Source organism: Agarivorans sp. D1326, assembly GCF_056958115.1.
This window is the reverse complement of record NZ_JBTWEN010000002.1, coordinates 14,971-30,265: the sequence shown is the minus strand read 5'-3', so window position 1 is coordinate 30,265 and position 15,295 is coordinate 14,971. Positions and strand designations below refer to the sequence as shown.

Below are 15,295 nucleotides of genomic sequence, written 5' to 3'. Positions count from 1 at the left end.
CGCCTTTTTGTTATCGCTAGGTTTTGCGTAGAATGGACCAATGATAAAACTTTCAGATGATTGGTAGTAGAGCAGTGAAAAAACCATTTGATCTAGTATCGGAATACAAACCGGCTGGAGATCAGCCAACGGCTATTTCAAGTCTAATAGAAGGCTTAGAAGATGGGCTAGCTCATCAAACGCTACTAGGGGTTACCGGTTCTGGAAAAACATTTACAGTAGCGAATGTGATCGCAGAGCAAAATCGGCCAACTATAGTTTTAGCGCCAAACAAAACCTTAGCCGCTCAGCTTTATAGCGAAATGAAAGAGTTCTTCCCTAATAATGCGGTAGAGTTTTTTGTTTCTTACTATGACTACTATCAACCTGAAGCCTATGTGCCGACCACTGACACATTCATAGAGAAAGATGCATCAGTTAACTCTCACATAGAACAAATGCGGCTGTCTGCGACTAAGGCCTTATTGGAGCGACGAGACGTAGTATTGGTAGCTTCGGTATCGGCCATTTACGGTTTAGGTGATCCTCAGTCCTATTTACAAATGATGTTGCACCTAAGTGTCGGCGATATGATTGACCAACGCGCCATTCTTCGCCGACTGGCAGAATTACAATATTCGCGTAATGATGCTGCCTTCCAACGTTCTACCTTCAGAGTTCGTGGAGACGTGATTGACGTATTTCCAGCAGAGTCTGATAAGAATGCAGTAAGAATTGAATTGTTTGATGGCGAAGTAGAACGGCTTAGCAGCTTTGATCCACTTACTGGAGCAGAAGAGGCGGTAATGGCAAGGGTGACTATTTTCCCTAAGACCCACTATGTAACGCCGCGAGAAACTATTCTTAATGCTATCTCCTCAATAAAAGAAGAGTTAAACGAGCGCAAAAAGCAGCTGTTAGATGCTAACAAGTTAATTGAAGAGCAGCGAATTTCCCAGCGTACATTGTTCGATATCGAAATGATGAACGAACTAGGGTATTGCTCAGGTATCGAAAATTATTCTCGATACTTATCAACTCGCGCCCCAGGCGAGCCACCACCAACATTATTAGATTACTTACCTGCCGACGGTATCCTTATCATTGATGAGTCACACGTAACTGTGCCTCAAATTGGCGCGATGTATAAAGGTGACCGCTCGCGCAAAGAAAATTTGGTTAACTACGGATTCCGTTTACCTTCTGCCTTGGATAATCGGCCTCTTAAGTTTGAAGAGTTTGAGCAAATCGCACCACAAACCATATTTGTATCAGCTACGCCAAGTAATTATGAGTTAGAAAAAACTAACCAAGAGTTTGTTGAACAAGTAGTTAGGCCAACAGGTTTATTAGACCCAGAAATAGAGGTTCGCCCAGTAAATACTCAAGTCGACGATTTGTTGTCAGAAATTCGTATACGCACGGCAATCGATGAACGGGTATTGGTGACCACGCTTACCAAAAGAATGGCCGAAGATTTAAGCGAATACCTCACTGAGCATCAAGTTAAAGTGCGTTATTTGCACTCGGATATTGATACCGTAGAAAGGGTAGAGATCATCCGTGATTTGCGTATGGGAGTATTTGACGTGCTTGTGGGTATTAACTTGTTACGAGAAGGCCTAGATATGCCTGAAGTATCGCTGGTAGCCATACTCGATGCCGACAAAGAAGGGTTCCTTCGCTCAGAGCGCTCTTTAATTCAAACCATTGGCCGGGCTGCGCGTCATCCTCAAGGTAAAGCGATTCTTTATGGCGACAAGATCACAGGCTCTATGGAACGGGCAATTGGTGAAAATAATCGACGCAGAGAAATCCAGCATCAGTTCAACCTTGATAACGGTATAGTTCCGCAAAAACTCAACAAGAAAGTAGTTGATATTAGTAATTTTGGGAAGAGTAAAGTACTTCAAGCGGCAGAGCCCAAAGCTAAGTACGCAGCACTTACGCCTGAAATAATGTTGAAGAATATTGCGCAACTAGAAAAGCAAATGATCAATCATGCAAAAGAGTTAGAATTTGAACAGGCTGCAGCGGTAAGAGATGAAATAAATGAACTGCAAGAGCAACTGGTAAAAATGAGTTAGCTGCAAAAGGCATAAAAAAAAGCCGCTGTATATACAGCGGCTTTTTAATAGAACTAATCTTAGTTTGCTGCAGCGATAATCGAGCCAAACTCTTCAGCCATTAGAGAAGCACCGCCAACTAGCGCGCCATCAATGTCTGGTTGAGAGAAAAGCTCTTTAGCCGTAGCAGCTTTAACACTACCACCGTAAAGAATTTGAACTTTTTCAGCAACAGTTGCGCTTTGCGCTGCTAACCAGCTACGAATGTGAGCGTGAATAGCTTGAGCTTGCTCAGAAGTAGCAGATTTACCAGTACCGATAGCCCAAACAGGCTCGTACGCGATAACAGCATTTTCTAATGCTTCAACACCACAAAGGTCGATAACAGCTTTAAGTTGAGTTTCAACTACAGCTTCTGTTTTACCTGCTTCGTTTTCTTCAAGAGTTTCACCAATACATAGTACAGGTACTAGTTGATTTTCTTGAATCGCTTTGAATTTAGCAGCAACTACAGCATCAGTTTCGTTGTGGTACTGACGACGCTCGCTGTGGCCCACTAGGTTGTAAGTACAACCAAATTCTTTCAACATTACTGGAGAGTTTTCACCAGTGAATGCACCAGAGGTGTTTACGCTTGCATCTTGTGCACCGTAAGCGATTGGAGCATCACCCACTAAGGCTTCAACTTGACCTAAAAATACTACTGGTGGGCAAATTGCAGTTTGCACGTTAGTAGCTGCTTTAGCTGGTTCGATTAAGCCATTTACTAATGCGGTAACAGAATCTTTAGTACCGTTTAGTTTCCAGTTACCCATTACAAGAGGTGTTCTCATTGTGCGTCTCTCCTTTAAATAAATTGGCTCGATTATAGTGAATAAATTACAAAAACGTAGTGTTTCCGCGAAATTATCTGCCTAAAACTGTAAATTGCTGATCTAAAACAAACGATTAAGAAAAATAAGTACGTATTTTTTGCCACCAAATCCCAAGTTTTTCGTGCCATAAAGCATCGTACCTATGAATAAAGCGCGCATCGGGCAAAAACTCATAAAGCCTTTGTTCTCCTTGAACTTCTTTTCCAAGGTAATCAGTAGGTACAGGGCTAATATTGCTTGAGTACTTGTTGAAATGTTGCAGTGCACGCTTCATATGAGTAGCGCTAGTCACCAACGCGGTAGGGCGTTGTCCTATGTAGGTAGCAATCACGGCAGCTTCTTGCTCGGTATCTTTAGCTTTAGGAATGGTAATAATGTTGGCAGGAGGAATGTTAGCTTGCCTTGCTACTTTTTCCATAAGCTCAGCATTGCTGTTTGGATCGCTACCGCCATAGCCCGATACAATTAAACGGCTCTGGGGATTAACTAAACTTAACTCAATCCCTTTTGTGATACGCGCAAACGATGAGCGACTAAGCTGCTCAGTAGGCGAGAGCATTGGATCACTAATATGACCACCGCCTAGTACCACTACAAAGTCGAAACTATCGACAAGCTGACTTGGCGCCTTTAATACTCGTTCATTTTCTAGCAACTGTTGATTTACCCACCAAGGGTTGCTGGTAACCAACAATATTGCCAAAGCAGGGACTAAAGTCGCTGCAGCGCGGTAGGGACGTTTTGTTATGCCGAAATAAAAAGAGAGCAACAAAAAGAACAACGAAATGTTAAGCGGCATCAGTAGCGAGCCTAACCATTTTTTTACGATAAAACCTAAACTTAAATCCATATAGTGGTTTCTCTCATAAGCCTTACAGGCATCTTAATTGATTGCACTCTTCGGTGGAATCACAGACCTTAAAAATTACCAAAAATAGCGGCTTAATCCAAATTAATGCGTTAAATCAAAATTTTCCCGAAATTTTTTTCTGTGACTAAAGACAGGTTTAGCGACTTAAGGTAATCTTCGCACCATACAGGTATGTAATTAGCAGTGAGGAAAATATGTTTGAGCGCGTATCCGCAGCCCCCGCAGATCCAATCTTAGGATTAACTGAAGCTTTTAAAGCTGACGCCCGTCCTAACAAAATCAATCTTGGTGTTGGCATTTACAAGAATGAAGCAGGTCAAACCCCGGTTTTAGCTACCGTTAAAATCGCCGAAAAACGTCTTTTAGAAAACGAAGCCACCAAATCTTACCTTAGTATTGAAGGTAACCCGGCTTACGGTAAAGAAGTTCAAAAGTTACTTTTTGGTGAAGACAGTGAAATCGTAGCTAGCCAACGCGGATTTACCGCTCAATCTCCTGGTGGAACCGGCGCTCTGCATAACGCGGCTGAATTTGCTTACAACCATTTGGGTGTGCGCACTGTTTGGGTAAGCAACCCAACGTGGGCTAACCACGGCAACATATTTAAAGCGCTTGGCTTAGAAGTTAAAGCATACGACTACTACAATGCTGATACTAAAGACCTCGACTTTGACGCAATGGTGACGTCTTTAGAGCAAGTTGCTGAAGGTGACTTGGTGCTATTCCACGGTTGTTGTCACAACCCAACGGGTATCGACCCTACTCAAGCACAATGGGAACAGCTAGCCAGCTTAACTGCAGCTAAAAAAGCACTGCCTTTGTTTGATTTTGCTTACCAAGGTTTTGCGACTGGCGTTGAAGAAGATGCAGCAGGTTTACGTATCTTCGCTAAACAGATTAAAGAGCTACTTGTAGCTAGTTCTTTCTCTAAGAACTTTGGTTTATACAACGAACGTGTTGGTGCATTTACCTTAGTTGCGGCTGATAAAGAGCAAGGTGCAACAGCTTTTAGCCAAGTTAAAGCTGGTATTCGTGCGAACTACTCAAACCCACCATCACATGGTGCTGCGGTAGTAACCACGATTTTACAAGATGCTGAGTTAAAAGCGCAATGGGTAGCAGAAGTAGCTGAAATGCGTGACCGTATTAAAGAAATGCGCGATTTGTTCGTAGCAACTTTAGCCGCTAAAGGCGCAACTGGTGATTACAGCTTTATTCAACGCCAAAACGGTATGTTCTCATTCTCCGGGTTATCGAAAGAGCAAGTACAAACCCTAAAAGAAGAACATGGCGTATACATCGTTGGTTCTGGTCGTATTAGCGTAGCTGGTATGACTAAAGACAACATGGAAGCGCTTTGTGCTGCTATTGCCGCAGTAGTATAAGCACTGGTTTAGATACAAAAAAAGGGTTAAACGTTTATCGTTTAACCCTTTTTATTTAGCTTTTTTGGTTTCTAGTTTAACCAACAACAATATTCCTGCCTTTGTTCTTCGCTTTATAAAGCGCGTTGTCAGCTTCCTTTATCACTTCTTCGGCATTGGCGTGATGATTTGCTTTTTCTGCTACACCAATACTTACAGTAATTTGAACAGTATTTTTAGGTTTGGCTTCTTCGTTTCGAGCGGTTTTGTCACCCTTATCTCGGCTGGTTTTATCTCTAATTGCAAATGGGGTTTCCGAGATAATTTCACGAATGTCATCTAAAAACGCAATAGCATGATCAAGCTTCTTACCCTTAAATAGTACGGTGAATTCTTCACCGCCGTAGCGAAATACTTGGCCACCACCTTCAATTTGATCAAGTTTAGATGCCACCATAGCTAACACGTCATCTCCAACGTCGTGACCATAAGTGTCGTTAAACTTTTTAAAGTGATCAATGTCTACCATTGCTAGGCTGTAATTTTTTGACATACCAGCAAGTTTTTCAAAAAGCATCCGTCTACCAAGTAAGCCGGTTAACTCATCGCGGTAAGCCAGTTCATGAGAAGCTCTAAATCCCGCATAAAGCATGATAAGCATAGACGCGGTGAAAAATACCGAAGAGATAGCTTCACGGTCTAAAAACATCAGTGGGAATAGGCTTGCGACAAAGCTAAAAAATAACCCGATGGTTAAACTGGTAGACTTATACGCCCAGCGAAAAAAAGCCGCCACGATACAAACCACAGACAAGCCCAGTGCAGCTAAGCTCATGACTAAACCTTCTCTAGGTCTAGGCTCAAACCATTCGGTAATAAACTCTGAAGTGTCGGCAACAAAAAAGTTAAGAGCTAGCGATATACTCGCCATCTGTACTAACAAAAATACATAAATGGCGATTGCTCTCGGAGTAGTACTGCCATTTTCATTAATGAACTGATTCAACACCAAGTTAATTGGGATGAACAAACACACCACTGTAAAAGCAAATTTTGCTTCCGGAATACTTAGTGGTTGCTGAAGGTAACTGGCGATAATCCAGTAGCTAAAGGTGTTTACAATGACCACAGCAATAAGTTGTCGGCGGTTAAATTGCAGCGCTAACATTGCGGTAATTGCAGCTAAACCGTAAGGCATCCAATAAATAATATCTTGAGTATTCGCCGATAAAGATGAATGCCAAATAAGCAATGCAGTCGCTATCGATAAAATGATTACAGGAGGCAGTATGTTTTGGCTTGTAAGTCTACTTTCCATAGATTTCAAGTGATTGAGTTTGAATCGATTTTATCGAACTATTACTAGTTTTTGAATCAATAACGAAGCAATAACGAAGCAATAACGCGCTTAGCTTCTAAGTTTTCTTCAGCAACTGCATAATAGTCTTTGATATTATGCAGTTGCTGTTCTAATTTTAGTGTAACTAAGAATAATGGAGCAGGGCATGAGTGACTTTCTTTTCATCGATGATATCGACGAGCCTTCAGAAGAAGTTACCAGACCAACATGGAAGTTACTGGTCATAGATGATGAAGCCGAAATTCATTCTGTAACACGATTAGTATTGTCTGATGTGGAGATTGATGGTTATAAGCTCGAGTTTTTATCAGCATACAGTGCTGAAGAAGCGCAACGAATGTTTGAAGAACATAACGATATTGCCATCGCACTTGTAGACGTAGTAATGGAAACCGACCATGCAGGTTTAGAACTGGTTAGGTGGATTCGAGAAATAAAAGAAAATCATGCAACACGTCTAATTTTGCGAACTGGACAACCAGGCCAAGCACCAGAAGAATCGGTGATCAAAGACTACGATATCAACGATTACAAAAGTAAAACCGAGTTAACAGCCACTAAGTTAAAAACCATTACCTATTCGGCCATTCGCTCCTACCGAGATATTTTGTTTATTGAGCGTCACCGTCAAGGCTTGATGCAGGTAATAGAATCCACATCCTTGGTACTTAAAAGTAAAACCTTGTACCACTTTGGTTCAGCGGTGCTAAAACAACTAGTAGAGCTTTTCCAATTAGAAAGCTCAGCCATGTATATTACAACGCTTACCGAAGATGTACTGCGCCATCAATCTTTTAACGTGCTAGCTGCTACTGGTGACTTTGTTACCAATGAGCATAACGAATATAATTTCGACCAAAGTAAAATCCCCGAAGATGTAAAACAATTACTCAAGCGTGCGTTGGACGAGAAGAAAACGTTGGTTACCGAAAATTGTTATGTAGGCTTTTATCCAACAGATAGCCGCAGCGTTAGCCTATTGTATGTGCAACATGAAAACCCCTTAGACGATATCGAAAAAGGCTTACTTGAAGTTTTCGCCACCAACATTGCACTTACTTTCGAAAACCTCACCATTAAAGAAGAAATTCAAGATACTCAAAAAGAGCTGATATTCATTATTGGTGATGCCATTGAGCAACGCAGTAAAGAAACCGGTTCTCATGTAAAACGAGTATCGTTAATTTGTGAGTTAATGGCTAAAAAGCTCGATTTTGACCCCGAGTTTGTAGAAGCGTTTAAACACGCGGCGCCGCTACATGATCTCGGCAAAATTGCGATTCCTGAGTCGATCTTACATAAGCCCGGCAAGTTAGATGCCGAAGAATGGAAGATTATGCAAACTCACGCGCAAGTGGGTTATGACTTATTGGCCGATTCAAATAAAATTATTGCGCGTTTAGGTGCAGAGATCTCTTTATGTCACCATGAGAAATGGGACGGTAGCGGATATCCCCGTCAGCTGGCTGGAGAAGATATTCCTCTGGTTGGTCGTATCATGGCCATCACTGATGTATTTGATGCCTTAGGCTCTAAACGCTCTTACAAAGAGCCGTGGAGTAATGACGAAATCAAGCAATTCATTATCGAGCAAAAAGGCAAGCATTTTGACCCGCAACTGGTTGATATTCTTGTAAATGACTTTGATGAATTCCTCGAAATAAGAAACGCTTACCCCGACTAAGTTTTTTATTGAGTTTTATCCTTAAAAGGCGCATTCTCACAGCATTATTCAGCTAAGTTCACTGCTTAGCATAACTTTTGAGAAGGGCCTTCTTTTGGCACTTAAACCTACTATTTATAAATTGCGAATATCTCTATCGGATTTAAACCGCAATTACTACGACACCATTAACCTCACTATTGCTCAGCATCCTTCAGAAACCCTAGAGCGGATGATGGCGCGTACAATGGCTTTTTGTTTGAATGCAGAAGCAGAGTTAGAGTTTACCAAAGGACTTAGTGAAGTAGAGCAACCCGACATTTGGCAAAAATCTTTAGAAGGTGACACCCTACTGTGGATTGATGTTGGCGAACCAAGCCCAGAGCGAATTAAGAAAGCAAGCAGATCGGCTAAACGCGCCAAGGTGTATAGCTTTAATTCAAAATCCGATACCTGGTGGCAACAAACAGAGAATAAAATAAACCTGTTGGACGCAGAAGTATGGCAGTTGAGTTGGGATGAAATGGTTACATTAGCCAGCTTTACTCAACGCACCATGGATATGTCAGTCACTATTACCGAAGAATCTGCGTATGTAACCAGTGATGAAAACGAAATTGAGATTCACTGGAAGAACTTAAAGTAGTTTTTGAATGAAGGAAGTTTAAGCTTCCTTCTTAGCCGCAACACTTTTTAAACTTTTTACCACTTCCACAACTACACGGGTCATTACGTTTAGGCGTTTTTTCTACTACCTTGGTTGCTGGCTTGGCGATCAATAGCTCTAACTGCTCAGTGTTTTCTTCAGCTTTGGAATCTACCGTAACGTTTACCGCAATCCCATACTCAGCAGCACGCAGTTGAAGTTCTTCTTTTCGGTCTTCAGTGCTTACCAACAACGGCAAAGGGTTTTCTTCAGTTCCAATTTTTACATCACGCTTTGTGTTAAAGCCGAAGCTTTCATGTTTTGGTTTTTTCTCGATACGACCCTTAAAAAAGAACTTAGACATGAATGTACCCCCTAATAAAAATAATTAGAGCAGGCTTATACAGTAATATTTTACACAAATAAACTAAAACGGAAGTTGCAGGGGCGTAATGAGGGCATCACAGAAATAAGATCAAAAAAAAGCCACTTAATAAAAGTGGCAATACAAAGGCAAAACATATTCAACCAAATGTTTAGGGTTGGGAGTGGCCATAGCCAACCACTCTCAAGTTGAACAGAACGCGAGAACTAGTCGTTGTAACGATTAGTTAAGTAAATTAAAGCACTTACTCGTCGATTTGGTTACTGTCAATGTTAACAGTTTGACAAAGTCCGGTGTTCAAGCTACCTATAATTTAGTTTGTTAATTAGCGATGTAATGACCAACAGAATTAATGCATCGATGCCGTGTACGCGGTTCAAAATTTGAATTTCTCATTCATCGAATACCCGAGCTTAGACTTGGCTAAACTCAACAACGATGAGTTTAAAGGTTTTCGATATCATCTAAGCAATGCTTAGCTTTGTTAATCACTGCTACGCGTTGCTGTTCGGACTTTTTAAGCCAGGAACTAAACACCATTTTGGTTCTTGGATTGTTTCCCATCTTGTGCTGATGTTTGTCCATAAAGTGCCAATACAAAGAGTTTAAGGGGCAAGCTTCGTCTTCAGTGGTTTTATTCACCTTGTAAATGCAGTTGGAGCAGTAATCACTCATTTTGTTAATATAGTTACCACTCGCAGCATAGGCTTTAGAGCCAACAATGCCACCATCTGCAAACTGACTCATCCCACGAGTGTTGGGCATTTCGACCCATTCAATAGCGTCGATATAGATCCCTAAATACCAATCGTCGACAAGGGTAGGGTCAATGCCAGCCAATAAACAAAAATTTCCTGTAACCATTAAGCGTTGTATATGGTGGGCGTAAGAGTAGTCTAGCGATTGCTTGATAGCATGCCGCAAACAATTCATTTTAGTGTCGCCAGTCCAAAACCAACTTGGTAACTGTCGTTTAGCCTCTAAAGCATTTAGCGATGCGTACTCGGGCATGTTTGCCCAATACACACCTCGTATAAATTCGCGCCAGCCGATAATTTGACGAACAAAGCCTTCAATCTGGCTGATATCAATCCTGCCTTCGCTTCGTTCAAACGCTTCGATTGCCGTTTTTACTACGTATTGAGGACTAATTATTTTTGCGTTTAAGGCAAAAGAAATCCGCGAATGGTACAAGCTCCATCCATTATCTTTGTCTAACAGAGACAACTTACCAGTCATTGAGTCTTGGAATTGTCCAAAACGAGGTAAACACTGCTCGCAGAAAAAACTTAGCAATTGAGTCGCTTGTTTTCGGTTAACTGGCCAAAGTAGTTGGGTATCAGCGTGCCCTATTGTACTTATCTTATGTTTATCAATTCTTTCAAGAATGCTGGTAACGTCATTTGAAAATAGCAAAGGCGCAGGAACATGAGCTAAATCGTCGGCTTTGAGTTTATTTCGATTATTCGCGTCATAATTCCATTTACCGCCAAGCGGTACATCCTCGTCCATCAGTACATCAAAACGACGTCGCAACTTTCGATAAAAGTTTTCCAAACGATGACTTTTACTCGCTTGAAAATATTTGTCAATTTCCTCATCCGGCAAGTAAAAGTGTTCAGTGCTGTAAGCAATAGAACTTAAAGGTTGAGACTCACTAAAGTTTGCTAGCTGTTCTCTTAACCTATATTCGTCAGGCAGTTGATATTCAAAACGTTGAATACTGTAGCTTTCTATTAGGTGGTCTAGTAGTGCAGGCAAATCTTTAAAGGGCTTAGTATCGTCCAAAGTTAAATGAGCAACTTGATGACCAGCGGTCTGCAAAGCAAATGCAAACTGCTGCATTGCGGCAAAAAAGGCGGCTATCTTTTGTCTATGGTGCACTGTATAGCAGGCTTCTTGGTGTAACTCTGCAATTAGGTAGAGCGTTTGCTCATCTTGCTGTTTAAACCAACTATGGCTGGCATTTAGTTGGTCTCCTAATATTAAACGTAAGGTTTTATAGCTTTTTTTAGCCTGTAAAGTCATGGATGTACTCGTTTTTAGTTTGATGTTTGTTGCCAGCACAGCGTTTAGAACAATACTTAACCTGAGCCCAATCGCGTTGCCATTTTTTTCGCCAGCTAAACAAACGCATACATACCGGGCAAACCTTTTGTGGAAGCTGTGACTTATTCATCGATTCGCCCCTATGTTGTGCTGCAACTTTACGCCACTCACCGTAAATAACTTGGTTGTTGAGTCTTGTACACGTGTAAGGTGTAACGAATAAGCCATTAGGAAAGTTCACTCAAACACTCTAAGTGCTTAATTAGTGGCAAGTTGCCTTCTAGTTGATATTAGGAGATGAAGCGCCTGGCCAGTGCATTTGCAAGATTCATGGGGGAAAGAAAAGCCAGCAGTAGAGCTGCTGGCTAAGATGGTTTAGTTAAAGGTAGGTTCTATCTTAATAGCAGCTATATCAACCAAATTAGTTGCACTGTCACGCGTATCGGTAAAGGTACTATTGGCATTTAAGTAGCTCATGTTGTAAAAATCGTGCACTGATAAGCTGTAAGTTCCAGCCTCAAGATCCGCAACTAGAGGTGTAGAGTAGACTAACGGTTTAGTGTTATTAACGGTGCGGGCATGTGGCATTTGTACAACGCCTTGCGCAACAATGTCTGCATCGCTATTTGTAATAACCATCCACTTCACCGCATTGGTCACACCTAAGTTAATTGCATTGTGGTCATTGTGATACTTAAGCTGAATATTGTAGTGGCCATTTACAGCAACTTGCAGGTTACTAAGGGCTAAGCTGTCGTTAGTCTTTCCCCATTGGCTTAAATAAGCCTGGGTAATTTCTGTATCAGCTGGGCTTACTTCAACGTTGCTAACCAGCCTGGCGTCATCTACGTTAATCTCTTGGCTTGCTGCGTAACATAGTGGCGCGCTGCGATGCGATACAGTGCCAGAGCTGGTAAATACAGCCTCGGCACTATAACAAGCTGCTACACCTTGCTGCGGGGAAACACTATCTTTGTATTCTCCTAAGACTTGGTTACTGGCTATCATTTCTCCATTTCGGTAAATACGGTAAGTGCTTGCAGTATTGTTTTGATTATCGCTGATCTCCACAGCCAACAAACCATCATCTAAAAATACCCGTTCAATCATTGGCTCTATAGGTGCGAATATTGCTGGGTTTACACTATCTAAAGGCTCAGCGCTAACCATTGTGATATCGCTACTCCCGGCATCAAGATCAGCAAGGTTGATCACGATGTTATTGATGTCTGCCAATGCACTCCAATCTATCGTCGTACCCGAGTTTACCCCGTTTAAGCTGACAGTTTGCACAGGGTAATAGCCGCTATCTTGGCTTGCTGTTGGCAAGTTGATTTGCAGATTAATGGTATGGCCACGAAGGGTTAGCCCTTCTAAATTAATGGTACTGCTGTCGGCAAACATATCTCTTCGTAGTTTACTGGTGATAAAGGGTTTAAGGGTTAAACCGTCTTCACTAGTATGCACGCCAAATACACTGTCTATTACCATTCCTAGGTATGCACCAACCGACCAAAGCTGCCGGGTGGAGTTAATCACCGGACCAGACAAACTTGGATTATTAATATCCAATAAGTTGGGTTTTAAGCTTAACCACTCAAGGTTTTCCATGTTAGAAATGTTGAGTGAGGCTGCTCGTATTAAGGTATCGTAAGCGGCGTCAGCAACCGCAACATTATCAGTTGCAATTGCTGCCTTTAAGCCATAAGCCGTTACAAATGGCCAAACCGCTCGGTTATGGTAAATCGCGATATTTGGTTGTTGGGGGAAAATAACCGGTGCGCCTAAATCACCATGCGGATAATTGGCCACAACACTTGCAGCGCGTGTTTCGTCGGCAATGCCGCTTTCTACAGCTAATGCTTGTCCTAACCAATCAAACTTATATAGCGGCGCAGTATCTTGATGTCCAGCAATAATACTGCTGTACAAGCCTTTGTCTGCTAGCCAAAATTCTTGGTTGATGGCGATTTTTAACGCATTGGCCCAAGATTGATACTTTACTGCTTCTGCGCTGTTGCCTAGCTCGTTCGCTAAAGATTCTGTCAGTCGCATTGCTTTATAATGCAACACGTTGGTAGATAAAGCCTTGCTGCTACCCAAGCTAGCGATGTCGTTTACTATCCAACTTGCATAGCTTTGTTCACGCCAATCTAAGAACGACTGCTCACCACGGTACAAACCATCTTGCTCATCAAATGCTGCTACTCGGTCATTTTCTAAGGTATTTACTAAGGCCGAATAAGCTTTAGCAACAAAAGTGCTACGGGCATCTCCAGTTAAATTGTGTAACAGTTTTTCGGCCCCTAAGGCCCAAGCTACTCTATCGGTACTAATAGGCCAACTGCCACCGGTGCCAGTGTCTTGGACTATTTGTAATCCATCATTAGATCCTTTAGCAAAACTAGGTTTACTAAGTCCTTCACGATAAGGAGAAAGCTTAAATTCTAATGAATTTTGAACTCGCTGCGGGTCTACTAAAGCTAAACCTAGGTTAGCTGCGTAGGATAAGTCTCGTGTCCAAACATAATGCCATTTAGCACCTGTTTCAAAGCAATTACAGTCAATGGCTTCGCCACCGTTATAGTTGTCGTCCACAATCTCACTAACACTATTTTGAACTGTCTCGTCGATAGCCAAAGCAAACAGGGCATCAAAGGCAATATTACCTGTGCGTGTCTTTGCATGGTCAGCTAGTTCTTTATAAACAACGTAGTTGTTACCTGGGTCTCGTAAGTCTTGAGTGGTAGATTGGGCGTATTCTCGGAGCTCTTCACTGGCAGTTTTAACCGAGAACTTAGCTTTGCTTGTATCATCATCTAATACATTGTCATAAACCAATTCAGTGCTTAACTCATGGTCTAAATGAGGATCAATCGATACATCACCACTGCCATCGGTTTCGGTAACTGTAAATATCAAAGCAGAGGGTTGGCTAGCATCAATATTAAATTGGTAAAAGCCGGTTTTGGTTACAAAAAAGCTGCTGTTAGGCCCGCCATCACTAAGGGTATAACTCTCATCTAGCGTCGCTACAACCGCGTTATCAGCGTCCAGCACCCATTCACTAGACCAGTCGGCATAGGCAATTTTGAATTCGTGATTACCCGGAGAAATTTGTTTAGTAAGCTGGTATTTATTATCGCCTAAGTATTTAAGTTCATCGTCGCTAGTCCAGCCGTTAAAGCCGCCACGCACATAGATCTTTTGTGCTAAAGGCGGAATATCTTCGCTATAGCTAAATACCGGACTGCTTAAATCATCACCTACTTTAAGTACAAAATCGTATATGCCTGCGCTATTTAACACCAAAGCCATATTGGCAGCAGCTTCGCCGGTAACAAGGGGATATTCTGTATCAGCACTAAGTTGAGTAAGCTGATCAATGTCAGCGGTAAAGGTTGTTTCCAAGGTCCAGTTTTCGTCAGCCACTTTAAACTCGTGTACTCCAGCAGCAAACTCTGTGTTGTCTAAACGGTATATGTCGCTGTCATAAACAAGTTGGAATTGCTCTTCAGCTGACCAACCACTAAAACTTCCTTTCAGATATAAGGGCACGGAGTAGGGGGCTAGGCTTACGCAAGCTGTACCTTCCGCGTTTGGCGTTTGAGTATCAGGGCAATTTAACGTTTCGTCATCAGACAAGCAGCCATTCAATATTAATACAGACGCAAGACTTACTAAGCCTTTGCCCATAATTGGTAAAGTCTTCATTCAATTTTCCCACTTTAGCTATTGATTTAGTGTCTTTTTTCTAATGAAAAAGTACATGTAAGGTATAAAACCTTAATGATAAGTATATCGATAGAGAGTGTGAGGAAAGTGAAGCCCTTCACGATTCCTTGTTGACTCAAAACTCATTTATCTTTTTGTGAAGCTACGGATAACGAGCAACACCTATGGTTAAACACGATGGATAAGGTGACGATTTAGCGGCACAACCTCCCTAATCTTGCAAAATATTCAAATACTTAAACACAGTAACTGGACTAAACTTATTATTGTTTTTATAAACAGCATTGGTCGAAATAGTCTAT

11 protein-coding genes are annotated in these 15,295 nt (G+C 41.7%); 4 read left to right on the top strand and 7 right to left on the bottom strand.

The genetic code is table 11. From position 1 onward, the window contains the following. The first annotated feature begins 56 nt into the window (after positions 1-56). On the top strand, positions 57-2,066 hold the full coding sequence (gene uvrB / locus ACYFDN_RS03975) for an excinuclease ABC subunit UvrB (RefSeq protein WP_406611399.1): 2,010 nt from the start codon (positions 57-59) through the stop codon (positions 2,064-2,066). A gap of 59 nt (positions 2,067-2,125) precedes the next feature. Here the strand turns inward: uvrB and tpiA are convergent, their stop codons facing one another. Both tpiA and ACYFDN_RS03965 read right to left on the bottom strand, forming a co-directional pair. Then, on the bottom strand, positions 2,126-2,878 hold the full coding sequence (gene tpiA, locus ACYFDN_RS03970; RefSeq protein WP_483510064.1) for a triose-phosphate isomerase: 753 nt from the start codon (positions 2,876-2,878) through the stop codon (positions 2,126-2,128). A 115-nt stretch (positions 2,879-2,993) separates the two neighbouring features. Continuing rightward, the gene (locus ACYFDN_RS03965) at positions 2,994-3,770 is read right to left on the bottom strand and encodes an ElyC/SanA/YdcF family protein (protein ID WP_016401457.1); all 777 of its coding nucleotides are present in this window, start codon (positions 3,768-3,770) and stop codon (positions 2,994-2,996) included. Positions 3,771-3,985: 215 nt separating this feature from the next. Between ACYFDN_RS03965 and ACYFDN_RS03960 the strand changes: the two genes are divergently transcribed. Beyond that, positions 3,986-5,176 carry an amino acid aminotransferase gene (locus ACYFDN_RS03960; protein WP_483510063.1) on the top strand — a complete coding sequence of 397 codons (1,191 nt, stop codon included), beginning with the start codon at positions 3,986-3,988 and terminating at the stop codon, positions 5,174-5,176. Between the two features lie 76 nt (positions 5,177-5,252). On the opposite strand, the gene ACYFDN_RS03955 is transcribed toward ACYFDN_RS03960, so the two are convergent. Continuing rightward, on the bottom strand, positions 5,253-6,473 hold the full coding sequence (locus tag ACYFDN_RS03955) for a GGDEF domain-containing protein (protein ID WP_483510062.1): 1,221 nt from the start codon (positions 6,471-6,473) through the stop codon (positions 5,253-5,255). A gap of 187 nt (positions 6,474-6,660) precedes the next feature. On the opposite strand from ACYFDN_RS03955, the gene ACYFDN_RS03950 reads away from it, so the two are divergent. Together ACYFDN_RS03950 and ACYFDN_RS03945 are read left to right on the top strand one after the other, a co-directional pair. Then, positions 6,661-8,199: a DUF3369 domain-containing protein gene (locus ACYFDN_RS03950; protein WP_483510061.1), complete on the top strand. Its 1,539-nt coding sequence runs from the start codon at positions 6,661-6,663 to the stop codon at positions 8,197-8,199. Between the two features lie 94 nt (positions 8,200-8,293). Beyond that, positions 8,294-8,824: a YaeQ family protein gene (locus tag ACYFDN_RS03945; protein ID WP_152784922.1), complete on the top strand. Its 531-nt coding sequence runs from the start codon at positions 8,294-8,296 to the stop codon at positions 8,822-8,824. A gap of 31 nt (positions 8,825-8,855) precedes the next feature. On the opposite strand, the gene ACYFDN_RS03940 is transcribed toward ACYFDN_RS03945, so the two are convergent. From ACYFDN_RS03940 to ACYFDN_RS03925, 4 genes are all read right to left on the bottom strand, one after another. Then, on the bottom strand, positions 8,856-9,188 hold the full coding sequence (locus tag ACYFDN_RS03940; protein ID WP_483510060.1) for a PBPRA1643 family SWIM/SEC-C metal-binding motif protein: 333 nt from the start codon (positions 9,186-9,188) through the stop codon (positions 8,856-8,858). A 465-nt stretch (positions 9,189-9,653) separates the two neighbouring features. Beyond that, the gene (locus ACYFDN_RS03935) at positions 9,654-11,237 is read right to left on the bottom strand and encodes a cryptochrome/photolyase family protein (protein WP_483510059.1); all 1,584 of its coding nucleotides are present in this window, start codon (positions 11,235-11,237) and stop codon (positions 9,654-9,656) included. Continuing rightward, a complete protein-coding gene (locus tag ACYFDN_RS03930; protein WP_483510058.1) occupies positions 11,221-11,388 on the bottom strand; it encodes a DUF2256 domain-containing protein in 168 nt (55 codons plus the stop codon). Before ACYFDN_RS03930 ends, ACYFDN_RS03935 begins: the two co-directional genes overlap by 17 nt. A 245-nt stretch (positions 11,389-11,633) precedes the next feature. Further along, entirely contained in the window at positions 11,634-14,972 is a 3,339-nt protein-coding gene (locus ACYFDN_RS03925; RefSeq protein ID WP_483510057.1) for an alpha-L-rhamnosidase-related protein, read from the bottom strand. Positions 14,973-15,295 lie beyond the last annotated feature (323 nt).

Excerpts from the sequence above, each read along its gene's own strand:
- ACYFDN_RS03965 (WP_016401457.1), bottom strand. The coding sequence starts at position 3,770 with ATGGATTTAAGTTTAGGTTTTATCGTAAAAAAATGGTTAGGCTCGCTA.
- uvrB (WP_406611399.1), top strand. The coding sequence starts at position 57 with ATGATTGGTAGTAGAGCAGTGAAAAAACCATTTGATCTAGTATCGGAA.
- ACYFDN_RS03930 (WP_483510058.1), bottom strand. The coding sequence starts at position 11,388 with ATGAATAAGTCACAGCTTCCACAAAAGGTTTGCCCGGTATGTATGCGT.
- ACYFDN_RS03940 (WP_483510060.1), bottom strand. The coding sequence starts at position 9,188 with ATGTCTAAGTTCTTTTTTAAGGGTCGTATCGAGAAAAAACCAAAACAT.
- ACYFDN_RS03935 (WP_483510059.1), bottom strand. The coding sequence starts at position 11,237 with ATGACTTTACAGGCTAAAAAAAGCTATAAAACCTTACGTTTAATATTA.
- ACYFDN_RS03960 (WP_483510063.1), top strand. The coding sequence starts at position 3,986 with ATGTTTGAGCGCGTATCCGCAGCCCCCGCAGATCCAATCTTAGGATTA.
- ACYFDN_RS03955 (WP_483510062.1), bottom strand. The coding sequence starts at position 6,473 with ATGGAAAGTAGACTTACAAGCCAAAACATACTGCCTCCTGTAATCATT.
- ACYFDN_RS03925 (WP_483510057.1), bottom strand. The coding sequence starts at position 14,972 with ATGAAGACTTTACCAATTATGGGCAAAGGCTTAGTAAGTCTTGCGTCT.
- tpiA (WP_483510064.1), bottom strand. The coding sequence starts at position 2,878 with ATGAGAACACCTCTTGTAATGGGTAACTGGAAACTAAACGGTACTAAA.
- ACYFDN_RS03950 (WP_483510061.1), top strand. The coding sequence starts at position 6,661 with ATGAGTGACTTTCTTTTCATCGATGATATCGACGAGCCTTCAGAAGAA.